Here is a 24,512-nt window from a genome sequence, read left to right on the forward strand (position 1 = left end):
CGCTGCCTTTCAGCGGGGAAGGCCGAGCACGCGCTCGGCGACGATGTTGCGCTGGATCTGCGGCGTCCCGCCGGCGAGCGACATGCCCCGGGCCCAGAGGGCGCGCCTCTGCCACCGGCCCTCGGAGCGCATGTCGGTCCCCTCGTCGAGATAGAGGCCGCTCATCCCCTGCACCTCGACGGCGAGGTCGGACATCTCGACGAGGAGCGGCGTGATGAAGAGCTTGCCCACCGACGTCTCCGGCCCGGGCGGCTCGCCCTTCTCCATGCGCGTCAGCGCGCGCAGCGCGGTGAGCCGGTGGACGAGGGCGCGGCCGTAGAGCTTCGCGACGCGCTGGCGCACGAGCGGGTCCTCCCCGGCGCCCGTCCTGCGGACGAGGTCGATGAGCTCCTCCATCCAGCGCTGGACGTTGACGCGCCCGAGCGCGATCGTCGCGCGCTCGTACTGCAGCGTCGCGAGCGCGATGCGCCAGCCCTCGCCGACCTCGCCGAGCCGGTTCTCGTCGGCGACGAAGGCCTCCGCGAGGAAGACCTCGTTGAACTCCGCCTCGCCGGTGATCTGACGCAGCGGCCGGACCGTGACGCCCTCCTGCCGCATCGGGATGAGGAAGTACGTGATCCCCTTGTGGCGCTCACCCCCGGTCCGCGCGAGGAGGATGCCGAAGTCCGCGATCTGCGCGCGGCTCGTCCACACCTTCTGGCCGGTGATCCGCCAGCCGCCCTCGACCTGCTCCGCGCGCGTGCGCAGCCCGGCGAGGTCGGACCCCGCCTCGGGCTCCGAGAAGAGCTGGCACCAGATCTCGTCGCCGCGCAGGATCGGCTCGAGGAAGCGGCGCTTCTGCTCGTCGGTCCCGAACTCGATGATCGTCGGACCCGCGAAGCCCTCGCCGATGCCGTTCACCGGATCGGGAGCGCCGGCCCGGTCGAGCTCCTCGGCCCAGATCGCGCGCTCCATGATCGACGCGCCGCGCCCGCCGTACTCCTGCGGCCACGAGAGGCCGGCGTACCCCGCGGCGTGGACCTGACGCTGCCACACGCGGAAGTACTCGAGGCGCTCCTCGAGGTCCGTCGGCTCCTGCTCCGGCAGCGAGGCGACCGTCGCCTCCATCCAGGCCCGCACCTCCGCGCGGAATCCCGCTTCCTTCTCCGAGTCACCGAAGTCCATGTCGCATCCCGTCAGATCGTGAACGTACGTTTACAGATATCACATCAGGACTCATCCGTAAGCGACGAAGGACTGCCACAGGTGATGAACCATCGTTTATAGTCGTCGCATGCGCTTCGCCTTCACCGACGAACAGAACCTCCTGCGCGAGTCGATCCGCGGCGCGCTCCAGCGCGAGATCCCGATCGAGCGCGCGCGGGGCGACATCGAGTCCGGTGAGCCCGCGGCGCTGCGGTCGGTCGCGGCGCAGCAGGGCTGGGGCGGCATCGGCATCCCGGAGGAGGCCGGCGGCCAGGGCGGAGGCGTCGTCGAGCAGGCGATCCTCGTCGAGGAGCTCGCGCGGGCCGCCGTCCCGGGCTCGACCGTCCTCACCGGCGCGCTCGCGGGCGCGCTCCTCGCGCAGGCGGGCGACGGCGGCGCCGACCTCCTCGCCCGGCTCGCCGACGACGCCGCCCGGCCGGTCCTCCTCATGCGCGCCGACACCGCGCGGCCGGGGGACGTCGAGGTGAGCGGCGGCGGGGCCGACGGCGCCGTGCCGCACGTGCTCGGGGCGCCCGAGGCCGACACGCTGCTCGCGGTCGCCGGCGACCGCCTCCACGCCGTCGACGCCGGCGCCGACGGCGTGGCGCTCGACCCGCGGGACCTCCTGGACGTCGGCCGCTCGATCGCGGGGGTCTCCCTGAGCGGCGCCGCGTCCGCCGACCTCGGCCCCGCCGGCGACCTCGACGACCTCCGGGCCCGTGCGAGCGTCCTCGCCGCCGCCGACGCGCTCGGCGCCGCCGCCGGGATGCTCGCGATGACCGTGGAGTACGTCGGCCAGCGGGAGCAGTTCGGCGTGCCCGTCGGCTCGTTCCAGGCCGTCAAGCACGGTGCCGCCGACATGCTCGTCGCCGTCGAGACGGCGCACTCGGCGGTGTACTACGCCGCCTGGACGACCGAGGCGGGGCACCCCGACCGCGACAAGGCGACCGCCGTCGCGAAGTCCTTCGCCGGAACCGCGGCCGCCGGCGTCGCCGACAGCGCGCTCGCGCTCCACGGGGCCGTCGGCTTCACGTGGGAGCACGACCTGCACCTCCTCATGCGCCGCGCCTACACCGCGAAGGCCCTGTTCGGGAGCCCGAGCGCCCACGACGCCGCGCTCGCCGACGCGCTCGACCTCGCGCCGCGCGCGCGGCCCGCCGAGCCCGTCCCCGCCTGATCGCGGCGCAGCACGACGACCGGCCCGCGCGGACGCGCGGGCCGGGTCCCCACCGTCGCGGAGCGGCAGGTGCTCAGGCCTCGACGAGGCCCGCGACCTGGGTGAGTCCACGGACGCCGATCCCTCCGTCCGAGTGGATGATCGTCCCCGTGACGGCGGGCGTCATCGCCCGCGAGGCGAGGAAGAGGTAGCTCGACGCGTGATCGGCCGGCGAGGGCACGACGCCCAGGGGGTTCGTCGAGCGGATGAGCTCCTCGACGTCGGGGATCTCGCCGAGGCGCATCCCGTCCTGGCCGAGCGTCTTCAGCCCGCGCAGCTCGGTCGGCGTGCCGCCGGGCGCGACGCCGTTGACGCGCACCTTCGGCGACAGCTCGTAGGCGAGCTCGTGGACGAGCCCGCGCACCGCGAACTTCGAGGCGGTGTAGAGCGCCCCGCCCCCGGCCGGGTAGAACGCCGAGTTCGAGAGCGTGAGGACGATGTTGCCCTCGCTCTCGAGCAGGGCAGGGAGCGCCGCCTTGATCGAGAGGAGCGTGCTCCCGACGTTCGTGCGGAAGAGCTCGTCGAACGCGTCGGCGAGCTTCTCCTTGGGCATGTCGTTGATCCCGACGAAGTAGTCCCACACCCCCACGACGAGGACGAGGCTGTCGATGCGGCCGTAGGCCTCGAGGGCGCGGGCGACCGCCTCCTCGTTGGCCTCGAGCGACGTCGCGTCGCCGACGGTCGGGACGACCGCGTCGCCGTGCTGCTCGGCGAGCCCCGCGAGGCGCTCGCCGTCGAGGTCGAGGACGGCGACGCGTGCTCCGGCGGCGAGCGCGCCGTCGACGACGCCGCGACCGATGCCGGACGCTCCGCCGACGACGAGCATGACCTGATCCTGCAGCTGCATGGCTTCTCCCCTCATGGTGTGGTGGTCCTGCTCTGCCGCGCGCGCACCTCGTCGCGCCAGGCGTGGAACTCGCGGCGGGCGCCCGAGTCCTTCGCGATGTCGGCGAGGAGGCCGAGCACCTCGGTGTCGAGCTGGCAGAGCAGCGCGAGCGACATCGGGTCGAGCTCGACCCGCTCGTGGTCGCGCAGCGAGTGGACGACGAGACGCGGGCTGTTCGCGCCGCGGTCGAGCTCGAGCCAGACCGTCGCGTACTCGTTGCTCAGCTTCGCGACGACGTTCTCAGGCGGTGGCGTCTCCGCCTCGGGGACGACGCTCATGCCGCGGCGCCGTCCCACTCGACGGTCGGCACCTCGCCGAACTGCCGCAGCCCGGCCTCGAGCCCGCCCATGTACTTGAGGGCGGTCATGAGGCTCCCCTGGAACTTGATGGGCCCGGTGACGGCGCGCTTGATGCCGATCTCGCCGTGGCCCACCTTGCGCCACGTCTCGGTCGTCGCGCTGAGCCGGAAGAACGGCTCCTCGCCGTCGAGCGGCGCGCCGGCGTAGTCGGAGGTCCCGTCGCTCGTCACGCGGATCTGGACCGGTGGCCGGTCGTCCTGGTCGGTGACGATCATCTCGATGAGCGCCTCGAGGCCCTTCGACCCCTCGATCGCCTTCTCGTTCGCGTTCCAGCGCTTCTGGTACTCCTCGATCCACTCGAGGGACAGCAGCGGATGTGCCATGGCTCAGACCTCCCCGGTCCGGACGAAGTCGGTGACGATGCGGTTGAAGGCCTCGGGCCGCTCGAGCATCGCCCAGTGCCCGCAGCGGCCGAGCACGACGAGGTCCGAGAGGTGGATGCGCTCGTGGAGCCACGTGCTCGCCTCGGCCGGGATGATCCGGTCCTCGCGGCCGTGGACGACGAGCGTCGGCTGCGCGATCGCGCGGACCGCGTCCTCGCCGACGCCGAGCTCGCGGACCGGCTGCCCGTCGGGGCTCGTGAACATCGCGCGCCACGAGCGCTGGACGTCCTCGCGCAGCGCGTTCTCGAGCCGCGCGTCGACGAGCGCGTCGACGTCCCCGAAGCCGTCGAGGTCGTAGACGAAGCTGCGCATGATGTCGCGCAGGTTCTCCCGGGTCGGGTCCTCGTAGAAGCGCAGCAGGCGCATGAGCGGCTCGCCGGGGACGAACGGCGCGCCGCCCGAGCCCATGAGGACGAGCTTCGACACCCGGTCGGGGTGCGCGACGACCATGTGCTGGGCGAGCGCGCCGCCGAGCGAGTTGCCGACGAGGACCGCCTGCTCGTGGCCGAGCGCGTCGAGGATGGCGACGAGCTGCTCGACGCGCAGCTCCAGCCACGCCTTCGGCCCGAGCGGCGGGTCCTCGGGGTGCGTCGTGTCGCCGAACCCGAGGAGGTCCGGGGCGATCGTGTCGAAGTGCTCGCCGAGGACGGGGAGCGTCAGCCGCCAGTTCGAGGCCGCCTGCGCACCCGCGCCTCCGCCGTGGAGGAGGAGCACCGCGGTGTCGGAGCCCTCCCCGGCCCGCAGGCCGCGCGTCTCGTAGCCGCGGGTCTCGACCGAGAGCTCCGACACCGGGGCGCCGGCGAGGCGCGTCATGCCCCGGCCCCCGCGGCGGCCTCGACCCGGCACGGCGTCGTCGAGTCCATGAGGTGCCCGGTCCCCGGCTGGTACTCGGCGCCCCACCAGACGAGCCCCTCCTTGAGGTCCGTCTCGCGCCACTCGATCGGCTCCCAGTCCGGGTCGAAGATGTGGTACCCGCCGGAGAAGAGCTCGAGCCGGTGACCGCTGCCCGGATCGCGGACGTAGGTGAAGAACGCCTGGCTGATGCCGTGGCGGCCCGGCCCGAGGTCCGGGGTGATCCCGTGCTCGAGGAGGATGTCGAGCCCGCGCAGGACGTCCTGGAAGTTGTCCTGGTAGTAGGAGAGGTGGTGGAACCGCCCGGTCTGCTGGTCGGGGTCGGCGAAGTACGCGACGTCGTGGACGAGCGACGTCACCGCCATCCACGTGCCGACGAGCGGCCCGTCGGTCATCTGGACGAACTCCCGCTCCTTGAAGCCCATGTGGTCCTGGATCCACTGCTTCGGGGGCGCGGGGTTCGCCGTCCACAGGTTGACGTGGTCGATGCGCCGCGGCGAGATGCCGTGGTCGAACATGCGCGCCGTGTTGTTCTTGAGCCGCGAGCGGCGGCCCTCGGGTGCCTGCGGCTTCTCGACGTCGAAGTAGATCTCGAACGGATGGCCGCCGCCCTCGGGGACGAGGAAGCGGATGGACTCGCCCTGCCCGAGCTCGGAGCCGGCCGGGACGCGCTCGACCTCGGCGCCCGCCGCGGCGAGCGACTCGGCGTAGGCGCCGACGTCGGCCCCGGCGCCGGCGCGCCAGCCGATGTGGTCGATGCCCGCCCCCGGGCCCTCGGTGAGGCTGAGCGAGTGGTGCTCGAACTCGCCCCACGCGCGGAGGTAGACGGTGCCGTCGTCCCGTGCGACCTCCTCGAGGCCGACGACGTCGCGCCAGAACCAGACGGAGGTGTCGAGGTCGGGCGTGATGAGCGCGACGTGCCCGAGCTTCGCGATCGATGCCATGTGTGTCTTCCTTGTCGTGGTGTGGTGGATCGATCCGCTCAGAACATGAGGCTGATGTTGTCCGACTGGAACGCGACGTTGTCGAACAGGATCAGCCGCTCGCGGATCTGGAAGTCGCCCTCGCCGCGGGGCCGCAGGACGTCCTCGCGGCGCCCGGAGAAGAAGTGCTCCACCGTCTCGAGACGGCTGCGGTAGACGAGGAAGTTCGAGTGGACGAGGAGGTCGCCGTCCTCGCGCGGCTCGACGCGGACGTTCGCGATCGTGCGCCGCGAACGCGACGGCGGGATCTCGGCCCACGCGCTGCGGACCTGGAGGCCCTGGACGCGCAGCTCGAGCTCGCCGTACCCGTCGTCGAAGATGTGGAGGTCGCCGAGCCCCGCGTCGCCCGTGTCCTCGCGCGTGACCCGCGTCGGCGCCTTGTACGTCGCGTCGACGGAGAAGAGCGCGAGCCACTCGTCGAAGCGGCGCTCGTCGAGGAGCATCGCCTCGCGATAGAGGAACTGCTCGACCTGCCAGTGGAGCACCATCGCCGCCTCGGTCGCGGTGGGGGTCGCCGAGCTCATCGCGCCAGCTCCTGGCGCCCGAGCCGCGAGGCGATCTCGCCCCAGCTGCGGGAGGACATGAAGTCCTTCCAGTGCGCGTAGAAGCAGCGCTGGTTGTGCTCGGACCAGATGCCCCCGGCCGTCCCGGGGATGCCGTCGCCGAGCAGCTCCGCCGCCGTCTTGTCCTGGCGCAGGCCGAGCCACATGTTCGTGTCGAGGTTGCGGCCGACGTGGCCCTGCATGCCGACCTGGCACTCGCGCCAGTTCTCGCCGTCGTCCTGCTCGAGCAGGCCGGCGGGACCGAAGGCGAGCTCGTACTGCCGGCGGAGGTCCTCCTTCACCTCGGCGGGCAGCGACCGGTCGATGCACGCGTACTGGTGGATCATCGTCCGCGTCGGCCCCATCGGGTGCTGGACCCGGATGAGCCGGAGGTTCTCGAGGTCGAGGAACGAGAAGTTCGGGAACGTCGTCGAGTGCCCGAGCGGGATGAGGCGGGCGACGTGCTCGCCGTGCTCCGCGGCGATGCGCTTGCGCTGCTCCTTCAGCTCGTACGTGTAGGAGTTCGGCAGCGCCCAGTAGCCGTGCAGCGTCTCGTCGCTGTCGAAGTCCGTGCTCGGGTGGCGGGCGAGCTGGTGCCCGACGTAGCCGAGGCCGGCGGTGATCTCGTAGCCCTCGTCCGAGAACTCCTCCATCATCCCCAGCTCCGCGGGCCGCTGGTGCGCGGACGGGCCGTGGTACATGTCGCAGGCGAAGTTCTCGACCGGGTGCTTCCAGTTGCAGTCGACCGTCCAGCGGTGCGAGCCGCCGACGACCTCGGTGCCCGCGGGGTCGCGCTTGAAGACGAGGTCGAGGAAGAAGGTGAAGTCGCCGACGTAGTCCTCGAAGGAGGGCGCGTTCGCGTCCCAGGTCCCGAAGAGGAGGTCGTGGTACTGCGACACCTGGGCCACGGGGAGCAGGCCCCAGTCCTCCTTGTCGAGCGTCCCCTCGTAGGCCTGGCGGAACTTCGGCACGCCCGTGAGCGAGCCCTCGTTCGAGTAGGTCCACGAGTGGTACGGGCAGCGGAAGAAGCTCGTGTTCCCCTCGTCGGCGCGGCACACCCGCATGCCGCGATGCCGGCACGCGTTGAGGAAGGCGCGGACCTCGCCGTCGGCGCCGCGGACGACGATCACCGGGTCCTCGCCCATGAACGTCGTGACGTAGTCGCCGGGCTCCTTGATCTGGTCCGCGTGGCAGAGGAAGAGCCACGCCCGTCCGAAGACGTGCTCCAGCTCCGCCTGGTAGATCGCCTCGTCCGAGTAGACGAGGCGGTTGACGAGCCCGCCCGCCGCGTCGACGAGCCCTTCGACGTCGACGTCGTTGCGCGGCCTCGACCCGTTCGGGTCGAGTCGCGTGGGGATCGTCTCCTTCACCGTGGTCATTCCTGCTCTCCCGTGTCGTTGTCCATCGCGCCGGCGTCGGCGACCGCGACGGCGACATCCGGGGCGCCGTCGTAGATCGCCTCGATGACCTCCGCGTACTTCGCGTGGATCCCCCGGCGCTTGAGCTTCATGGTGGGAGTGAGCTCCTCGGAGTCCGGGAGCCACTCCTCGTGGAGGATCGAGAAGCGCTTGAGCCGCTCGACCCGCGAGACCTCGGCGTTCACCGCGCCGACCGCCCGGGCGACCTCGGCCCGGACCTCGGGGTCGGAGGCGAGGTCGGCGAGCGCGGTGCTCGTGAGCCCGCGCTCGCGCGCCCAGCCGGGCGCGACCTCGGGGTCGAGGACGACGACCGCGACGAGGTACGGCCGCCGGTCGCCGACGACGCACACCTGGCCGATGAGCGGGTGCGCCTTCAGCGCCGCCTCGAGGTTCGAGGGGGCGATGTTCTTGCCGCCCGCGGTGACGATGAGCTCCTTCTTGCGGTCGACGATCCAGAGATAGCCGTCGTCGTCGAAGGAGCCGATGTCGCCCGTGTGGAGCCAGCCCTCGGCGTCGATCGCCTCGCGCGTCTTCTCCTCGTCCTTGAGGTAGCCGCGGAAGACGAACGGCCCGCGCGCGAGCACCTCGCCGTCGTCCGCGAGGGCGAGCGTGATGCCGGGCAGCGCGCGCCCGACGGATCCGACGCGCGGCCGGATCGCGTCGAAGGTGACGACGAAGGTCGACTCCGTGAGGCCGTAGCCCTCGCCGAGAGGGACGCCGAGCGCGAGGAAGAACTCGAGGACGTCCTCGGGGATCGGCGCGCCGCCGGTGAACGCGCTCTCGCACGCGTCGAGCCCGATCGCCTCGCGGGCTGGCCCGAGGACCGCCTCGTCGGCGAGCGCGTGCGCGTCGCGCAGGGCGTCGTCGATGGGCTCGCCGGCGAGGCGGGCGCGGGAGACGCGGCGGCCGACCTCGACGGCGTCGCGGAAGGCCTTCGCGGCCACCGGGGTGCGCTCGGCGCCGTTGAGGGCGCTCGCGAGCTTCTCCCACACCCGTGGGACGGCGGCGAAGAAGTGCGGCCGCACGTCGCGCAGGTACGCGCCGACCTGGGTCGGGTCCGGGCAGGTCGTCACCTCCGCCCCGGTGAGGAGATGGAAGTAGTGGCTCACGTCGCGCTCGAGGACGTGCGCCATCGGGAGGTAGGAGAGGATGCGCTTGCCCTCCATGTCGACGCCGATGCGCCGGCGGAAGCTCTCCATCACCCAGCAGATCCGGTCGTGCGCGCTCATCGCGCCCTTCGGCGGCCCGGTGGTGCCCGACGTGTAGACGAGGTTCGCGAGGTCGGTCGGCTGCGCGGTCGCGCACGCCTCGTCGAGGTCGAGCGGCTCGCTCCCGAGGAGGCCCGCGAAGGCGAGCACGCCCTCGCGCGTCGCCGACGGGTCGATGACGACGATGTGCTCGAGGGCGGGCAGGGCGTCGCGGACGGCGAGGACGCGACCCAGGAACTCGGCGTCCTCGACGATCGCGACCTTCGCCTCCGAGTGCCCGAGGAGGTACTCGATCTGCGACGCGGAGGAGCTGTTGTAGATCGAGAACGGCGTCGCGGCGAGGAGGAGCGCGCCGAGGTCGGCGAGGTGGAACTCCGGGCGGTTGCGCATCATCAGCGCGACGCGGTCCTCCCGGCCGACGCCGAGCCCGCGCAGGCCGGCCGCGACCCGCGCGGCGTCGGTCGCGTACTCCTCCCAGGTCCACGTGCGCTCCCCGCCCGAGGAGCCGTCGACGAGCGCGACGGCGGCGGGCCGGCGGCGCACGGTGGCGCGCAGCCACGTCGGCAGCGTCGCCCCGTCCACGGCAGCGGTGATGGCGGCGGCCTCGCCGTCTTCGTGAACGATCGTTCGCGGCGGCTCGACGATGCTCATGAGCGCCCGCCCGTCATCGGGCACGCGCAGGCGCGAGCCGTGCTCCAGAGATGCATGAGGACCTTCCTCCCGTCCGGCGGCGCGTCTCGGTGCCCTGGCGGGCGACGCGCCGGTCGTGCGAATCAGCGATTCCTACGGTCGCTCATCGCCCTCGTGGCGTCGATGCCTCCTGGGGGGAGAAAACGTGCCACCCATGAGTCATCGGCGTGCAGGGACGACATCGCGCCGGCCGCCGAGAAGCGCGATGATGCGCCCTCCGCGTGAGCGATCATTCACCTCGCGTACACCTCTACGACGACCCCGACGACGGAGCGGACATGCCCCTCATCAGCCACCGGACCGACGGCCACGTCACGACGCTCGCCCTCGCGAGCCCGCCGGCGAACGCCCTCGCCCTCGACCTCCTCGCCGAGCTCGACGCCGCCCTCGACGAGATCGCCGCCGGCTCCTCGCGCGTCCTCCTCGTGACCTCGGACGTGCCCCGGTTCTTCGTCGCCGGCGCGGACCTCAAGCTCATGGCCGCGAGCGACCGCGACGGCTTCGTCGCCTACCTCGGGACCTTGCGCGCGGCGGTCGAGAAGGTCGCCGGCCTCCCGCAGGTCTCGATCGCGGTCGTCGACGGCATGGCCCTCGGCGGCGGCCTCGAGCTCGCGCTCGCCTGCACGCTCCGCGTCGTGTCCCCGGCCGCGCAGCTCGGCGTCCCGGAGGTGAAGCTGGGGCTCCTCCCCGGCGGGGCGGGGACCCAGCGGCTCACCCGCGTGCTCGGCCCGTCGGGCGCGCTCGACCTCATGCTCACCGGGCGGTCGATGTCGGGGACGGAGGCGCTCGACCGGGGCCTCGCCGACCGGCTCGCCGACGATCCCCTCGCGGAGGCGTCGTCGCTCGCGGAGGCGATCGCGGCCTTTCCCCGCAGCGCGACCGCGGCGATCCGCCGGTGCGTGCGGTCCGCGCTCGACGACGACTTCGCGGCCGGCTGCGCGACCGAGCTGGCGGAGATCGCCGACCTCTTCTCAGGCGCCGACGCGCGTGAAGGCGTCACGGCGTTCGTCGAGAAGCGGGCGCCGGCGTTCTCGTCGTGAGCTGCCCTCGCGCGGCGGGAACTGGGGTAAGGTCGGCGGCGGGCCCGCCTGGCCGCGGGCGGGGAGAGGAGGAGAGACCGTGACGCAGACGACGGGATCGCCGAGCGAGCCGGCGGCGGCGCTGTCGGGGGACGCGCCGAGCCGGCGGGAGCCGCGCGGGAAGCGCCTGCTCGTCGGGCGGCACGAGCGTCCCGAGCAGACCGAGCTCGAGGACGAGGCGCGACGCGTGCTCGAACGGGCGTCGGAGGCGGTCGGGATCGACCGCGACGCCGAGGTCGACTGGCCCCCGCGCGGGCTCGACCCGCTCGAGCGGGCGACCTCCGCCGCGATCGAGACGGCCATCGAGGAGCTCCATGAGTCCTCGACGGCGTCGCAGCGCCTCGCGGCGCTCGCCGAGCTCGTCGTCGAGCTGGAGGCGATGCGGGGGCGGCTGCGAGAGCGCCGCGTCGTCCTGCGCCTCGAGAGCTTCGTGCGCGTCCAGGAGACGCTCGCGCGGCTGCGCGTGATCAGCGACCTCGGCACGCTGCTCGCGGAGGCGCCCAAGGCGATCTGCGAGGCGTGCGGGCTCGAGCGCGGCGTGCTCTCGCGGGTGACGGGATCGGAGTGGACGATCGAGGGCGCGTACTTCGACGGCGACCCGGAGTGGTCGGCGGAGTTCGTCGAGCTCGGCCGGCACGAGCATCGCGCGCAGCTCAACCACCTCATGCTCGAGACCGAGATGGTGCGGCGCCGGACGCCGGCGATCGTCCACAACGCGCTCAGCAACCCGCTCGCGCACCGGCCCCTCGTCGAGCACGCGGACGTCCGCTCCTACGTGGGCGCGCCGATCATGCCCGCCGGCCAGGTCATCGGGTTCGTCCACGGCGATCACTACTTCAGCGGCCACCCCGTCGACTCGCTCGACCGGGACACGGTCTGGGCGTTCGCCCAGGGCTTCGGGCACGTCTACGAGCGGGCGGTCCTCCTCGAGCGGCTGCGGACGCAGCGCGACGAGGTGCGCAACCTCCTCGCCTCCGCGGACAGCGTCGTGAGCGCGCTCACCGAGGCGGAGATCCGCTTCTCGGCGGCGGACGACAGCGCCCCGGCCGACGTCGCCCGCTCAGCGGCCGCGATGTTCCACCCGGAGTCGCGGATCGAGGCGCTCGTCACGCGCCGCGAGCTGGAGGTCCTCGGGCTCATGGCCGGCGGGGCGACGAACGTCGAGATCGCTCAGCAGCTCGTCATCGCCGAGGGGACCGTGAAGTCGCACGTGAAGCACATCCTCCGCAAGCTGCGAGCGGCGAACCGCGCCGAGGCGGTGTCGAAGTACCTCCACCTCAGCTTCCGCGAGGGCGCCGAGCGCCACGCGGACGCGGGCCACGACGCCTGACCCCCCGGGCCGCCGGTTTGCACCTCGGCAGCCATCGCCGGCTGTCGAGATGCAGACCGCGGCTGGGGAGGTGGCGGAGAAGCGGCTACCGTCTCGCGCCATGGACATCCGTCGCCTCGTGCCTGCCGTCGTCGTCGCCGCTGCCGTCCTCGCGGGCTGCGACGCCGAGGTGAGCGTCGGCGGTGCGAGCGCGGACGGCGAGGAGCTCGCCGAGGAGGTCCGCGGGCAGTACGAGGAGCAGACCGGGATCCCCCTCACCGAGCTGACGTGCGAGGACCTCGACGCCGAGGTCGGCGCCGAGCTGTCGTGCGAGGGCCGCAACGCCCGCGACGTCGACCTCGTCCTCGCGGGAGAGGTGACGGCCGTCGACGAGGAGCAGGACGACATCCGCTACCGATGGGAGATCGTCCGCGCCGTCGCGCCCGGGGACGCCTATGCGACCGCCGCCCGCCGCCAGCTCGAGGACGAGGTCGGCGAGCCGCTCGCGAGCCTCACCTGCCCCGACCGGATCGTCGTCGCGGAGGGCGAGACCGTGAGGTGCGAGCTCGTCACGACGGACGGCGCGAGGCTCGGCGCCACCCTGCGCCTCACCGACCGCGCCGGCGGCTTCGACATCGAGGTCGACGACCCCGAGCGCTGACCGCGCTTCGCATCTCGACAGCCAGATCTGGCTGTCGAGATGCGAACTCGTGGCCGCGGTGGCGTGCGACCGCGGCAATGCTGCGCTTCTGTAGCATTCGCGCGTCGCCGTCCCGGGAGGAGCCTGAGGTGCCGTTCACACGCCGTCTAGCGACCGTCGTCGCGGCCGTCGCCGCCGCCATCGCCGCCGCCGCGCCGGCCGCCGCCGCGGACGAGCTGCCCGTCCGCTGGGAGCCCTCCGCGCTCATCGAGGGCGGGGCCACGCCCGACGACGTCCCGGGCGCGAACGACTTCTCCTGCCGGCCGACCGGCGAGTCGCGCGCCGTCGTGCTCGTCCACGGACTCGGCGCCACCGCGGGGGACAACTGGGCGACGATGGGGCCGCTGCTGAAGAACAACGGGTTCTGCGTCTTCGCGCTCACCTACGGACGGCACGCGGGCTTCCCGTACGTCGGCGGGCTGAAGCGGATGGAGGAGAGCGCCCGCGAGCTCGACGCGTTCGTCGACCGCGTGCTCGCGGCGACCGGCTCGACCGAGGTCGACCTCGTCGGCCACTCGCAGGGGACGGTCATGCCGCGGTGGTGGATCCACTTCCTCGGCGGTGAGGAGAAGGTCCGCCGGTACGTCCAGCTCACGCCGCTGTGGGACGGGACGAATCTCGCCGGGGCGGGGGAGCTCCTCGCGATCGGCACGGCGTTCTCGTCCGCGACCGAGGCGCAGGTCGGCACGCTGTTCGCGACGCTCGGCTGCGCGTCGTGCCCCCAGTTCGTCCGCGGCTCCTCGTACCTGCGCGCCGTGAACGCGGCCGGGCCGGCCGCACCGGGGATCGAGTACACGGCGATCGTCACGAAGAACGACGAGCTGGTCGTCCCGTACACGAGCGGGCTGCTCGACGCTCCGAACGTCCGCAACGTCGTGCTCCAGGACGTCTGCCCCCAGGACCACTCCGAGCACGCCGCGGTCGCCTACGACCCGAACGCGGCGCAGCTCGTCCTCAACGCCCTCGCCCCCGAGCGGGCGCGGCCGCTGCGATGCACGCGGATGACGGTGCTCGGCGCCCCGGACGCACCGGAGATCGGGCTCGAGCCGCCGCGCGCCGACCGCGCGGCCGAGCGCCGCCCGGCCGCGCGCGTGGGTCGCATGCTGAGCTCGCTCGCCGTCCTCGACCGCCGGCGCCGCGGCCTCGTCCGCATCGTCCCCGGGGACGCGCCCCTGCTCGACGTCCGGCTCCGGCTCCAGCCGCGCACCGGGACCCGCGTCCTCGGCGAGGCGCGCACGCGTCGCGTCTCGAAGACCCGGCGCGTCGCGGTCAGGCTGCGCCGCGGCGTGCGCGTCCGGCCGGGCACCTACCGGCTGCGGCTCAGCGCCCGGCGCGCCGGCGGCGAGCGGGTCCGCGTCACGCGCACCGTGCGGCTGCGCGCGCCCCGCCGCTGACCGCGCGCCCGCGGCCGCGGGCGTGTGGCGATCCGGCGACGCGGAGCGTCGCCCGTCCTCCACACGTCGGGAGGCCCGGCGAGGTGCGGCGATCCGGCGACGCGGAGCGTCGCCCGTCCTCCACACGGTGCGTCGGGCGGCGGCGCCGCCGCCTACGCGGCCGCGCCGACCGACGCGGCGAGGACGCCGATGCGGCGCAGGAACTCGACCTGGTCCCCCGCGATGCGCCGCGGCGCCTCACCGAGGAACGGATCGAAGTGGTCGTACTCGGGGTACCGGTGCAGCTCGCCGCGCGGCGCGCGCTCGGCGAGCTTCTCGACCGACGGTCCATGCACGCTCACGTCCCGGCCGCCCAGCCCCACCCACAGGGGGCAGGGGATCGTGTGCGCCTTCGCGACGGGTCTGTGGAGCGCGACCGTCGCGAACACGCCCGGCGAGATCGCGTTCCGCCACGGCGAGTCCTCGGCGACCGCGCGGGCGAACCCGTCCCGCTCGCCGGGGAGCGTCATCGCCGCCTTCGCCCCCGGCTCGCCGGTGACCGGGATCGTCATGTGGCGCCCCGCGGCATCGAGGAGCGCGCGCGGAAGGATCCACGCGACCGTCCGGGGGTCGGTGCGCACGACGCGGGCGAGCCCGTCGACGAACGGGCAGAGGACCATGGCGGCGGCGACCGGCTCCCCCTCGACGAGGAGCCGCGTCACGTGCCCGCCGCTGAACGAGAAGCCCCACAGGACGATCCGGTCCGGGTCGACGCCGTCGAGCCGGCGTGCGGTCGAGATCGCTGCGCGCCAGTCCTCGAGCTGGCGGCGCATGCGGAAGCGCTGGCGCGGGGCGCCACCCGAGTCGCCGAGGTAGCGGTGGTCGAAGACGAGGACGGCGGCGCCCGCCTCGGCGAGGACCTCCGCGTACCCGGCGAGCCCGTCGTGGCGGGTGAGGCTGAACCCGTGCGCCATGACGACGCACGGGACGCTCGCACCGGCGGCCGCCGCCGGCCGGTACAGCCACGCGGCGATCCGCTCGCCGCCCGCCGAGAACGCGACGTCCTCGCGGGCGGGCAGAGCGGCGCTCGCGTCCGACACGTCAGACCTGCGCGTAGAGCGCCTCGATCTGGTCCTTGTACTTCTCGGCGATGGGCTTGCGCTTGAGCTTCATCGTCGGCGTGAGCTCCTCGCCGCCCGGCATCCACTCGTCGTCGAGGATCGCGAAGCGCTTGATCTGCTCGACGCGCGCGAGGTGGCCGTTGGCCTCCTCGACCGCCTTCGCGATGGCCGCCTTCACGTCGTCGCGCTTCCCGACGCTCGCCGCGGTCGCCTCCTCGCCCTCGAGGCCCTGCTGCTTCGCGAACGTCGCGACGGCGTCCGGATCGAGGACGAGCAGCGCGACGTTGTAGGGCCGTGCATCGCCGATGCAGATCGCCTGGCCGACGAGCGCATGCGAGCTCTTGAGGTGCGCCTCGATGTTCGACGGCGACATGTTCTTGCCCGCCGCGTTGATGATGAGCTCCTTCTTGCGGTCGATGAGCTTCACGTAGCCGTCGTCGCTGATCTGCGCGATGTCGCCGGTGTGCAGCCACCCCTCGGGGTCGATCGTCTCGGCCGTCTTCGCCGGCTCGTTGCGGTACCCGCGCATCACCGTGTCGCCGCGCAGGAGGAGCTCGCCGTCGTCGGCGAGCGCCACCTCGACGCCCGGGATCGCCTTGCCGACCGTGCCGATGCGGACGCCGCCCGGAGGGTTGATCGTCCCGCAGCAGCTGATCTCGGACATGCCCCACAGCTCGAGGAGCGGGAGGCCGATGCCGCAGAAGTACTCGAGGAGGTCGCGCGGCGACGGAGCCGCGCCCACCACGATGATCTCGGCCTGGTCGAGGCCGATCTTCTCGCGGAGCTTCGAGAGGACCGCGGCGTCGAGCTGCTGGTGGGCCTGCTCGAGCTCCTCGGGGACGGGCTGGCCGGACTCGATGAGCCGGAAGCGCTCGATGCCGACGCTGATCGCCTTCTCGATCGCCGCCTTGCGCTCCGGGTCCTGCTCGGCCGCGACGCCCGCGTCGAGGGCGGCCTTGAACTTCTCCCAGATCCGCGGCACCGCGCCCCAGAACGTCGGGCGGACCTCGGTGAGCGCCTGGAGGAGCTTCGTCGGCTCGTCGACCGACGTGATCGTGATGCCGAGGGTGTGCGCGTTGTAGTAGCAGGCCCAGCGATCGGCGATGTGCGCGGACGGGAGGAACGACACCGTCCGGCCCCCGATCGTCGTCGGGAGCATCACCGTCGTGCCGCGGAGCTGCGCGACCATGTTCGCGTGGGTGAGCTCGACGCCCTTCGGCGGGCCGGTCGTGCCCGAGGTGTAGATGAGCGTGAGGACGTCACCGCCCTCGACCGCCTTCCACGTCGACTCGAAGTCGAAGCCGTCGGCGGGCGCGGCCTCGACGTCGGCGAGCGGGACGGTGCCCTCCGGCTGGCCGTCGATGCACACGACGGTCTCGATCTGCGTGCCCTTCGACGCCTCGATGACGCGCTCGGCGAACTGCGCCTCGCAGATCGCGACCTTCGCCCCGGCGTTCGAGAAGAGGTAGTTGATCTCCTCCGCGGGCAGCGTGTTGTAGACGGAGAAGGGCGTCGCGCCGAGATGGAAGGCCGCGGTGTCGGCGACGTAGAACTCGGGGCGGTTGACCATCATGATCGCAACCGCGTCACCGCGGGCGACGCCGAGCCGGGCGAGCCCGGCGGCGAGGCGCTCGACCCGCTCGGCGTACTCGCCCCAGGTGATCTCGAGACCACCGCCCGTCGTGCGCAGCGCGATCTCGTCCGCGCGCTCGGCGGCGGTCGCCTGGAAGAGGTCGCACATCGACGTGGCCGATGCGAGCCGATCCTGAATGACGGTCGGGGAGTCCGTGGGAGTGGACATCGAGTTTCTCTCTCTCCTGAAGGTTGGTCCTGGACGCGGGCCGAGGCGCCAGCCCTCTGCTGACACCCTGTCGGGGATCCTCGCACGTCTCCGTGAAGCGTTTCCACCCCCCTGCCGCTCACCCGGCGCGGACGGCGTCGCGCCCGGCCTCCTTCGCCGCGTAGAGCGCGGTGTGGGCGCGGGCGAGGATCGCGTCCGCGCCGTCGCCCTCCCGCCACGCGCTCCAGCCGGCCGACACCGTCACGCGAAGCCCGCGCCCGCCGCCGATGGTCACCGGCCGGTCGCGGACGAGGCCGCGGATGCGCTCCGCGATGAGAGCGCGGCCTCACCGCCCGCGGCCTGCACGAAGAGCGCGTTCCCCGGGCGGACGAGCGGCGGGCCCCCCGCCCGAGCGGACGATCCGCTCGCCGTCATCGGCAGGACGCCGAGGACGAGGCGGGTGGTGAGGCGGCGGAGGATCTGCGACACCGGCCGCCGAGTCTCATCACCCGCTGCGCCGCACCGGGTGTGGATTCCTCACCCGCCGGTGAGCCGCTCGACGTGCGGCCCGAAGATCTCCGCGACCCGTGCGGCCGTCTCGTCGGCCGGACCGGAGGGGAGGGCGGCGTGGCTGATCGCGAGCCGGACGGCGTTCTCGGCGACGAGGTGGGCGTCGTCCTCGGAGACCTGCGGCCACGCCGCGCGGAGGAACGTCCGCAGGCGGTCGGTCGCGAGCGCGATGACGGGCCCGCCGCCGGTGGTCACGAGCTCGAGGAGCCCGTCGGACCCGTCGCCCGCGAGGATCGCCCGGACGATCGGGTGCTCCGCCGCCGCGCGGAGGAAGACCCCGAAGGCGGCCTCGATCGCGGCGCGGGCGTCGTCGGTGTGCGCGAGGACCGCGCCCTCGACGTCGGCGAGGAACCACTCGACCTCACGCAGGACGTAGGCCTGGGCGAGCTCCTGCCGGCCACCGAACTCGTTGTAGAGCGTCTGGCGACTCACGCCGGCCGCCGCCGCGATGTCCGCCATGCGGACCTCCGCCCACGCGCGCTCGGCGAGGAGGTCGCCGGTCGCGTCGAGCACACGCCCCCGCAGGAGCGCGCGCGACTCCTCCGCGAGGCTGCGCCTCACTCCGTCACCGGCTCGAAGTCGACCTTCTCCCGCACCGCGCAGTCCGGGCAGCCCCAGTCGTCGGGCACCTCGCTCCACGGCGTCCCCGCCGGGAAGCCCTCGCGCGGCTCCCCGGTCGCCTCGTCGTAGGTGTAGTCGCACAGCGGGCAGCGGTAGGCGCTCATGCGTGCTTCGCGAGGATGCGCTCGCGCTTCGCGGGGTGGATGTTCGCCTTCGTCACGTCACCCTCGTAGTGCTCGAGGACACGCTCGTCCATCACCTTGCGCCACAGCGGCGGGACGTACGCGAGGACGATCATCGTCGCATAGCCCGACGGCAGCTCCGGAGCCTCGTCGAAGTGGCGCAGGGCCTGGTAGCGGCGGATCGGGTTCGCGTGGTGGTCGGAGTGCCGCTGGAGGTGGTACAGGAAGACGTTCGACGCGACGTTGTTCGAGTTCCACGAGTGCTCGGGCGCGCAGCGCTCGTACCGGCCGTCCTCGCGCTTCTGGCGCAAGAGCCCGTAGTGCTCGAGGTAGTTGACGACCTCGAGGAGGCTGAAGCCGACGACCGCCTGGAGGACGAGCCACGGGAGGATGCCGACGCCGAAGACGGCGACGAGCGCGCCGAAGAGGACGACGGTCATGAGCCAGGCGTTGAGGACGTCGTTCTTCAGCGTCCAGAAGCCGTCGCCGGTGCGCGCGAGACGCTCGCGCTCGAGCTCGACCGCCGACGTCAGCGAGCCCTTGACGGTCCGCGGGAGGAAGCGCCAGAAGCTCTCGCCGAGCCGCGAGCTCGCCGGGTCCTCGGGCGTCGCGACGCGGACGTGGTGGCCGCGGTTGTGCTCGATGAAGAAGTGGCCGTAGCCGGTCTGCGCGAGGGCGATCTTCGCGAGCCAGCGCTCCATCGACGCGCGCTTGTGGCCGAGCTCGTGGGCGGTGTTGATGCCGATGCCGGCGACCATCGCGATCGTCAGCGCGAGGCCGAGCTCCTCGAGGAGCGAGAGATCCCCGCTGGCCCACAGCGCCGCCGCGAGGACGAGGCCGGCGTACTGGAGCGGGAGGTAGAGGTAGGTGCACCAGCGGTAGTAGCGGTCCTGCTCGAGCCACTTGATCGCGCTGTCCGGCGGGTTCGCGCTGTCCTTGCCGATGAGGCGGTCGGCGACGGGGATGACGCCGTAGACGATGAACGGGCCGAGCCAGTAGAAGACGCCGAGATCGAGGGCGGAGGCGAGCCCCCAGCCGATGAACGGCACGACCGGGACGACGAGCCCGAGCAGCCACAGATAGCGCTTCGGATCTGTCCACGCCGCGCTCAGCGGCTCCTCATGGGTCATCGCGGTCGTCGCCACGCCGTCTCCTCTCGTTGCTTGACACAGGCCACTGTCGTGTCGCGATTCTGGACATGAACGCCGTCCGTGTCAAGCAAACGGCGGCGCGCCAAAGAGCGCGGGGCGAGTACGATGGCCTCGTTTCGTCCCCCGATCGCGAGGGAAGGCGTCGAACGCATGAGCCTCACCGGACTGTCCCCCGGTCTGCTCTCGCACCTCCCGCTGTCGGTCCCGCTCGCGGAGGTCACCCCCGAGCAGATCCGTCGTACCTGCGGAGAAGAGCCCAGCTTCTGGTGCCGGGAGATCTACGACCTCACCGAGAACCGCACGCTCGCGGACCTCGCCGACACCCTCATCGGCCTGCCGCTCGCGATCATCGCGATCCTGATCGGCGCCCTCGTCGTCAACCGCATCGTGCGGCGGGCGATCAAGGGCGGCCTGCGGAGCCTCGGCGCGGGCGGCGTCACCGAGAAGGTCGGCTCCGCGGTCCGCAAGCGCACGCCCGACGCGCTCCTCGAGACGCAGGAGACCTCGCTGCGGGCGGAGCAGCGGATCGACGCCCTGAGCGGCGTCATGCGCAGCATCGCGTCGTTCGTCATCTTCCTCATCGCAGGGTTCATGATCCTCGGACGGATGGGGGTCAACCTCGGCCCCCTCCTCGCCGGCGCCGGCGTCCTCGGCGTCGCGCTGGGCTTCGGCTCGCAGAAGCTCGTCCAGGACTTCCTCTCCGGCATCTTCATCCTCATCGAGGACCAGTACGGCGTCGGCGACGTCGTCAACCTCGACAACGAGACCTCGGGCACCGTCGAGGCGATCTCGCTGCGCACGACGCGGATGCGCTCGGTCGACGGGACGGTCTGGCACGTGCCCAACGGCGAGATCCGCCGCGTCGGCAACCAGAGCCAGCACTGGTCGCGCTCGCTCCTCGACATCGAGGTCGCCTACGACACCGACATCGAGCGTGCCCGCGCGGTCATGCAGGAGGTCGCCGACCAGCAGTGGAAGCAGGACCCCGAGATCCTCGAGCAGCCCGAGGTGTGGGGCGTCGAGGCGCTCGGCGCGAGCGGCGTCACGATCCGCATGGTCGTGAAGACGACGCCGTCCCGGCAGTGGGCGGTGAGCCGCCGGCTCCGCGAGGCGATCAAGGACGCCTTCGACGCGTCGGGCATCGAGATCCCGTTCCCGCAGCAGACGGTGTGGCACCGCCGGGACGACCACGGCGACAACGGGCACGCGCCCACCGCGCCCGCGCGGACGAGCGAGGCGACGGCCGCGAAGCCGCGTCCCCGGCGATCGGGCGAGGCGGAGCCTCCGGCGCGACCCGACGACGCGTGCGACGACGGCGAGGCCTGAGCCGTCAGTCGAGGACGACGACCTGCCGCACGCCCTCGCCCCGCGCGAGCCGGTCGAAGCCCTCGTTGAGGTCGTCGAGCGTGAGACGGTGCGTGAGGAGCCGCTCGACCGGCAGGCGCCCCGCGCGGTGCAGCGCGACGAACCGCGGGATGTCGCGCGCGGGGACGCACGACCCGAGGTAGCTGCCGCGCAGGACGCGCTCCTCGGCGACGAGCGACACGGCGGGGATCGTGAGCATCCGCTCCGGGTGCGGGAGGCCGACGGTCACCGTCTGGCCGCCGCGACGCGTCGCCGCGTACGCCTGGGCGAGGACGTCCGCGCTGCCGACCGTCTCGATCGCGTGGTCCGGGCCGCCGCCGGTGAGCTCGCGGATCGCGGCGACGGGGTCGCCGGCCGAGGCGTCGACGACGTCGGTCGCGCCGAGCTCGGCCGCGAGGGCGAGCTTCTCGGGCACGCGGTCGACCGCGACGATGGCACGCGCACCGGAGACGACGGCGCCGAGAAGCGCGGCGAGCCCGACCCCGCCGAGCCCCAGGATCGCGACGGAGTCGCCGGGCCGCACCGCGGCGGAGTTGACGACGGCGCCGACCCCGGTGAGGACGGCGCAGCCGAAGAGGGCCGCGATCTCAAACGGCAGGTCGTCATCGACGCGGACGCACGAGCGCTCGCTCACGACGATGCGCTCGGCGAACGCCGAGACGCCGAGGTGGTGGTGGACCTCCGAGCCGTCGGGCCGGCTCCAACGGCGCCCGCCCGCGAGGAGCGTCCCGGCGGCGTTCGCGGCCGCGCCCGGCTCGCAGAGCGCCGCTCGGCCGGCGCGACACGGGTCGCAGCTCCCGCAGACCGGCACGAACGCGAGGACGACGTGGTCGCCCGGCCCCAGGGACGTCACGCCCGGGCCGACCTCCTCGACCTCGCCCGCGGCCTCGTGCCCGAGCGCCATCGGCATGACGCGGGGGCGGGAGCCGTCGATGACGGAGAGGTCGGAGTGGCAGAGCCCGGCGGCGCGGACGCGGACCCGGACCTCGCCGGGACCCGGGTCCGCGAGGGCGAGCGGCGTCACCTCGAGCGGCCGAGACTCCGCGTACGGCGCGGGGCGGCCCATCTCCGCGAGGACGGCGGCGCGGACGGAGCCGGTCACGTCGCGATCTCCTCGAGCGCGGCGCGGACGCCGCCGGGCATCGGGACCGGACGGCGCGTCCGCCGGTCCACGAAGACGTGGACGAAGGAGGCGTCGGCGAGCGGCTGCCCCGTGGCGGCCTCGAAGAGACCGACCTCGTAGCGGACGCTCGAGCGGCCGAGGTGCGCGACGCGCAGTCCCCCGTCGACGTCGGCGGGATACGCGATGGCCGCGAGGAACCGGCACCCGGACTCCGCGCACAGCCCGATGGCCTCGCCGCCGTGGATGTCGAGCCCGCCCCGCTCGATGAGGAAGCGGTTGATGACGGTGTCGACGTACGAGTAGTACTCGGCGTTGTTGACGTGCCCGTAGACGTCGTTGTCCTGCCACCGCGTCGTGATCGTGACGTGGTGCGGGTAGTCGCCGGGCGCAGGCGGGGCGGGGGCGTCGCTCACCCGCGCATCACACCACACCGGCCCTCAGCGACGGCCGAGGCGCCGCCCGAGGGCGAGCCACGCCGGGTACGTCGCGAGGATCGCCGCCGCGATCGCATGCGTCCGCGGACCGGCCTCGTGGTCGGCGAACGAGCGCACGCCCGACCCGAGCATGAAGTCGCGCGAGTCCTTCGTCCGGAAGGGCTTCCAGATGAGCCCGAGCCCCGGGACGGGCGCGCGGAGGTAGAGGAGCGTCGAGACGCCGACGAAGGTGGCCGCGGTCGCGAGCGCGAGCGCGTCGGCGGTGCGGTCGTCGACGTCGAGGCGCTCGATCGTCGCACCGGCGGTGAGGAGGAGGGGCGGATCGAGGAGGAAGCTCATGGTGTCTCCGGGGTCGGGGGGCCGCCGACCTCGACGGCGAGCGCGCCGTCGACCTCGACGGTCGTCGTCGCCCGGCCCTCGAGGACGAGGGTCGCGTCGGCGACGGAGCAGTTGCGGACGTCGCGCCGGCCGCCGTCCGGGCCGTCGTAGTCCCAGGCGACGGTCGCCTGCGGGGCGAGGCGCGCGTCGACGAGCAGGCGCGCGCCGCCCGAGACCCGCGCGCGAGCGACGACGCGGTCGCCGTCGACGTCGAGCGAGGCGCCGCGCAGGCTCACGCTGCGCCGTCCGCCGTCGAGCACGACGGCGCCGGCGCCGAGCCACGGGGTGAGACGCCCGGCGATCTCGATGCGCGCGAGCGCGAGGTCGACCCAGCTCGCGCGGGAGGGGCCGAGCCCCGCGCCGTGGATCCACGACCAGCGGGCGGCGTGGTCGGCGCCCCAGTTGTGGCCGATCATGCCTGGCCAGGCGTCGAGCGCGATCTCCTCGCCCTCGACCGTGAGCGTGCCGCTCACCCTCCCGTCGGGATGGAGGGCGACCCCGTTGGAGCGCGGGACCGGGCGGTCGTAGAGCCGGCGGGACGGGAGGTAGGGGACCGCCGCGGCGGCGCCGGCGTCCCAGCGCAGGGCCCAGGCGACGCCGTCGAGCGACCCCTCGGCCCCCTCCGGGCCGAACGACCCGAGGGCCCCGCGCGACCAGCCGCCACCGGGGTCGGCGGCCGGCGCCTCCTCGGTGACCCGTCGTGCGACCGGCGCGTCGCGGCCGCGGTCGAACCACGTGAGCCACACGGTCGTGCGGGCCTCGTCGCCGGGCCGCTTCATGACCGTGTGGCGCAGCCACACCGCGCGGCCGCCCGCGGGGTCGGTCGCCTTGAGGTAGTGCGACTCGTAGAGGCCGGCGTCGCGCGGCGCGCGGACAGCGCGGGGCTCGTCGAGGGCGATCGCCGTCATCGGGCAACTTGTACCACAGTACATGTACTCGTGTACATTGCGGGTGTGGCGACGACAGCGACGACCCGGGGCGCCGACCGGCGCACGGCCCTCCTCGACGCGACGCTGCGGGTCATCGCCCGCGACGGCGCCGCGGCGGCGAGCCACCGCGCCGTCGCCGCCGAGGCCGGCGTCCCCCTCGGCTCGACGACGTACTACTTCGCGTCGCGCGAGGAGATGCTCCTGGAGGCGCTCAGGCACGCCGCCGCGCTCGAGGAGGAGCGGATCCGCGCGCGCGTCTCCGAGCTCACCGCGCGCGACCCGGCGACGGTCGACTGGACCGCCGAGCTCACCGCGTGGGTGCTCGAGCAGGTCGAGCCCTCGCGTGCCCCGGCCTCGCTCGCCCGCTACCACCTCCAGCTCGAGGCGGTCCACCGGCCGGAGCTCCGCGCCGCGTACGCCGCGTGGACGAACGCCGGCCTCGAGCTCGCCCGCCTCGTCCTCGAGGCCGCCGGCTCGCCCGACCCCGCGGCCGACGCCCCGGTGCTCGTCGCCGCGACCGACGGCCTCGCGCTCAACCAGCTCGTCCTCCTCGAGCGGCGCGACCGCGGCCGGGCGGTGCGCGGCCTCGTCACACGGCTCATGGAGCGCCTCACCCATGCCTGACCGACCCGGCTCGCTCCCGGACCGCGCGGCCCGCGCGCTCTCCGCGGCCCTCCTCGCGCTCGCGGCCGCCGGCGCGCCGCCGGCGGAGGTCGCCGCGGCGACCGCCGTGCT

27 protein-coding genes are annotated in these 24,512 nt (G+C 73.3%); 7 read left to right on the forward strand and 20 right to left on the reverse strand.

Going from position 1 to position 24,512, the window contains the following annotated elements:
- Window positions 1–9: 9 nt before the first annotated feature.
- Complete coding sequence (locus ACME2J_RS04220) at window positions 10–1,164, reverse strand: acyl-CoA dehydrogenase family protein (RefSeq protein ID WP_495543626.1); 1,155 nt, start codon at window positions 1,162–1,164, stop codon at window positions 10–12.
- Window positions 1,165–1,273: 109 nt separating this feature from the next.
- Between ACME2J_RS04220 and ACME2J_RS04225 the strand changes: the two genes are divergently transcribed.
- The gene (locus ACME2J_RS04225; protein ID WP_495543627.1) at window positions 1,274–2,362 is read left to right on the forward strand and encodes an acyl-CoA dehydrogenase family protein; all 1,089 of its coding nucleotides are present in this window, start codon (window positions 1,274–1,276) and stop codon (window positions 2,360–2,362) included.
- A gap of 73 nt (window positions 2,363–2,435) precedes the next feature.
- Here ACME2J_RS04225 and hcaB read toward each other — a convergent pair whose 3' ends face one another.
- From hcaB to ACME2J_RS04265, 8 genes are read right to left on the reverse strand one after another with little or no spacing between them, the layout of a single operon-like run.
- On the reverse strand, window positions 2,436–3,248 hold the full coding sequence (gene hcaB / locus ACME2J_RS04230) for a 3-(cis-5,6-dihydroxycyclohexa-1,3-dien-1-yl)propanoate dehydrogenase (protein WP_495543628.1): 813 nt from the start codon (window positions 3,246–3,248) through the stop codon (window positions 2,436–2,438).
- A gap of 11 nt (window positions 3,249–3,259) precedes the next feature.
- Window positions 3,260–3,565 carry a hypothetical protein gene (locus ACME2J_RS04235; protein ID WP_495543629.1) on the reverse strand — a complete coding sequence of 102 codons (306 nt, stop codon included), beginning with the start codon at window positions 3,563–3,565 and terminating at the stop codon, window positions 3,260–3,262.
- Entirely contained in the window at window positions 3,562–3,969 is a 408-nt protein-coding gene (locus ACME2J_RS04240; RefSeq protein ID WP_495543630.1) for an SCP2 sterol-binding domain-containing protein, read from the reverse strand. Before ACME2J_RS04240 ends, ACME2J_RS04235 begins: the two co-directional genes overlap by 4 nt.
- 3 nt (window positions 3,970–3,972) lie before the next feature.
- On the reverse strand, window positions 3,973–4,842 hold the full coding sequence (locus ACME2J_RS04245) for an alpha/beta fold hydrolase (RefSeq protein ID WP_495543631.1): 870 nt from the start codon (window positions 4,840–4,842) through the stop codon (window positions 3,973–3,975).
- Window positions 4,839–5,825 (reverse strand): VOC family protein, encoded by a 987-nt coding sequence (locus ACME2J_RS04250; RefSeq protein ID WP_495543632.1) that lies wholly within the window; start codon window positions 5,823–5,825, stop codon window positions 4,839–4,841. The genes ACME2J_RS04245 and ACME2J_RS04250 overlap by 4 nt, the downstream gene beginning before the upstream one ends.
- Before the next feature lie 38 nt (window positions 5,826–5,863).
- Window positions 5,864–6,388, reverse strand: a complete 525-nt coding sequence (locus tag ACME2J_RS04255) for an aromatic-ring-hydroxylating dioxygenase subunit beta (RefSeq protein ID WP_495543633.1) — start codon at window positions 6,386–6,388, stop codon at window positions 5,864–5,866.
- Window positions 6,385–7,785: an aromatic ring-hydroxylating oxygenase subunit alpha gene (locus ACME2J_RS04260; RefSeq protein WP_495543634.1), complete on the reverse strand. Its 1,401-nt coding sequence runs from the start codon at window positions 7,783–7,785 to the stop codon at window positions 6,385–6,387. The genes ACME2J_RS04255 and ACME2J_RS04260 overlap by 4 nt, the downstream gene beginning before the upstream one ends.
- Window positions 7,782–9,683 (reverse strand): AMP-dependent synthetase/ligase, encoded by a 1,902-nt coding sequence (locus ACME2J_RS04265; protein ID WP_495543635.1) that lies wholly within the window; start codon window positions 9,681–9,683, stop codon window positions 7,782–7,784. Before ACME2J_RS04265 ends, ACME2J_RS04260 begins: the two co-directional genes overlap by 4 nt.
- A gap of 317 nt (window positions 9,684–10,000) precedes the next feature.
- On the opposite strand from ACME2J_RS04265, the gene ACME2J_RS04270 reads away from it, so the two are divergent.
- The 4 genes from ACME2J_RS04270 to ACME2J_RS04285 all read left to right on the forward strand — a co-directional run bounded on the left by ACME2J_RS04270 (window position 10,001) and on the right by ACME2J_RS04285 (window position 14,204).
- On the forward strand, window positions 10,001–10,762 hold the full coding sequence (locus tag ACME2J_RS04270) for an enoyl-CoA hydratase/isomerase family protein (protein WP_495543636.1): 762 nt from the start codon (window positions 10,001–10,003) through the stop codon (window positions 10,760–10,762).
- Window positions 10,763–10,841: 79 nt separating this feature from the next.
- Entirely contained in the window at window positions 10,842–12,131 is a 1,290-nt protein-coding gene (locus ACME2J_RS04275) for a LuxR C-terminal-related transcriptional regulator (RefSeq protein ID WP_495543637.1), read from the forward strand.
- 100 nt (window positions 12,132–12,231) lie between these two features.
- Entirely contained in the window at window positions 12,232–12,771 is a 540-nt protein-coding gene (locus tag ACME2J_RS04280; RefSeq protein WP_495543638.1) for a DUF4333 domain-containing protein, read from the forward strand.
- Window positions 12,772–12,899: 128 nt separating this feature from the next.
- Window positions 12,900–14,204: a lipase family alpha/beta hydrolase gene (locus ACME2J_RS04285; protein ID WP_495543639.1), complete on the forward strand. Its 1,305-nt coding sequence runs from the start codon at window positions 12,900–12,902 to the stop codon at window positions 14,202–14,204.
- A 152-nt stretch (window positions 14,205–14,356) separates the two neighbouring features.
- Here ACME2J_RS04285 and ACME2J_RS04290 read toward each other — a convergent pair whose 3' ends face one another.
- The 7 genes from ACME2J_RS04290 to ACME2J_RS04320 form a co-directional block, all read right to left on the reverse strand.
- On the reverse strand, window positions 14,357–15,283 hold the full coding sequence (locus ACME2J_RS04290; RefSeq protein ID WP_495543640.1) for an alpha/beta hydrolase: 927 nt from the start codon (window positions 15,281–15,283) through the stop codon (window positions 14,357–14,359).
- A gap of 1 nt (window position 15,284) precedes the next feature.
- The gene (locus ACME2J_RS04295) at window positions 15,285–17,105 is read right to left on the reverse strand and encodes an AMP-binding protein (protein WP_495543641.1); all 1,821 of its coding nucleotides are present in this window, start codon (window positions 17,103–17,105) and stop codon (window positions 15,285–15,287) included.
- 118 nt (window positions 17,106–17,223) lie between these two features.
- Complete coding sequence (locus tag ACME2J_RS04300) at window positions 17,224–17,379, reverse strand: diguanylate cyclase domain-containing protein (RefSeq protein ID WP_495543642.1); 156 nt, start codon at window positions 17,377–17,379, stop codon at window positions 17,224–17,226.
- Window positions 17,376–17,573: a hypothetical protein gene (locus ACME2J_RS04305; protein WP_495543643.1), complete on the reverse strand. Its 198-nt coding sequence runs from the start codon at window positions 17,571–17,573 to the stop codon at window positions 17,376–17,378. The genes ACME2J_RS04300 and ACME2J_RS04305 overlap by 4 nt, the downstream gene beginning before the upstream one ends.
- A gap of 48 nt (window positions 17,574–17,621) precedes the next feature.
- The gene (locus ACME2J_RS04310) at window positions 17,622–18,215 is read right to left on the reverse strand and encodes a TetR/AcrR family transcriptional regulator (RefSeq protein ID WP_495543644.1); all 594 of its coding nucleotides are present in this window, start codon (window positions 18,213–18,215) and stop codon (window positions 17,622–17,624) included.
- Window positions 18,212–18,379: a rubredoxin gene (locus tag ACME2J_RS04315; protein WP_495543645.1), complete on the reverse strand. Its 168-nt coding sequence runs from the start codon at window positions 18,377–18,379 to the stop codon at window positions 18,212–18,214. Before ACME2J_RS04315 ends, ACME2J_RS04310 begins: the two co-directional genes overlap by 4 nt.
- The gene (locus ACME2J_RS04320) at window positions 18,376–19,527 is read right to left on the reverse strand and encodes an alkane 1-monooxygenase (RefSeq protein WP_495543651.1); all 1,152 of its coding nucleotides are present in this window, start codon (window positions 19,525–19,527) and stop codon (window positions 18,376–18,378) included. Before ACME2J_RS04320 ends, ACME2J_RS04315 begins: the two co-directional genes overlap by 4 nt.
- 171 nt (window positions 19,528–19,698) lie before the next feature.
- Here ACME2J_RS04320 and ACME2J_RS04325 point away from each other — a divergent pair, with 171 nt between their 5' ends.
- Window positions 19,699–20,874, forward strand: coding sequence for a mechanosensitive ion channel family protein (locus tag ACME2J_RS04325; protein WP_495543646.1), 1,176 nt, complete (start codon window positions 19,699–19,701; stop codon window positions 20,872–20,874).
- A gap of 4 nt (window positions 20,875–20,878) precedes the next feature.
- Here ACME2J_RS04325 and ACME2J_RS04330 read toward each other — a convergent pair whose 3' ends face one another.
- The 4 genes from ACME2J_RS04330 to ACME2J_RS04345 are packed head-to-tail and all read right to left on the reverse strand — an operon-like array spanning window position 20,879 to window position 23,756.
- Entirely contained in the window at window positions 20,879–21,979 is a 1,101-nt protein-coding gene (locus ACME2J_RS04330) for a zinc-dependent alcohol dehydrogenase family protein (protein WP_495543652.1), read from the reverse strand.
- A gap of 32 nt (window positions 21,980–22,011) precedes the next feature.
- Window positions 22,012–22,449, reverse strand: coding sequence for an acyl-CoA thioesterase (locus ACME2J_RS04335; RefSeq protein ID WP_495543647.1), 438 nt, complete (start codon window positions 22,447–22,449; stop codon window positions 22,012–22,014).
- Window positions 22,450–22,473: 24 nt separating this feature from the next.
- Window positions 22,474–22,809 (reverse strand): hypothetical protein, encoded by a 336-nt coding sequence (locus ACME2J_RS04340; protein ID WP_495543648.1) that lies wholly within the window; start codon window positions 22,807–22,809, stop codon window positions 22,474–22,476.
- Complete coding sequence (locus ACME2J_RS04345) at window positions 22,806–23,756, reverse strand: hypothetical protein (RefSeq protein WP_495543649.1); 951 nt, start codon at window positions 23,754–23,756, stop codon at window positions 22,806–22,808. Before ACME2J_RS04345 ends, ACME2J_RS04340 begins: the two co-directional genes overlap by 4 nt.
- Window positions 23,757–23,801: 45 nt before the next feature.
- Between ACME2J_RS04345 and ACME2J_RS04350 the strand changes: the two genes are divergently transcribed.
- Window positions 23,802–24,401, forward strand: a complete 600-nt coding sequence (locus ACME2J_RS04350; protein WP_495543650.1) for a TetR/AcrR family transcriptional regulator — start codon at window positions 23,802–23,804, stop codon at window positions 24,399–24,401.
- Window positions 24,402–24,512: the final 111 nt, after the last annotated feature.

Source organism: Paraconexibacter sp. (assembly GCF_059438195.1).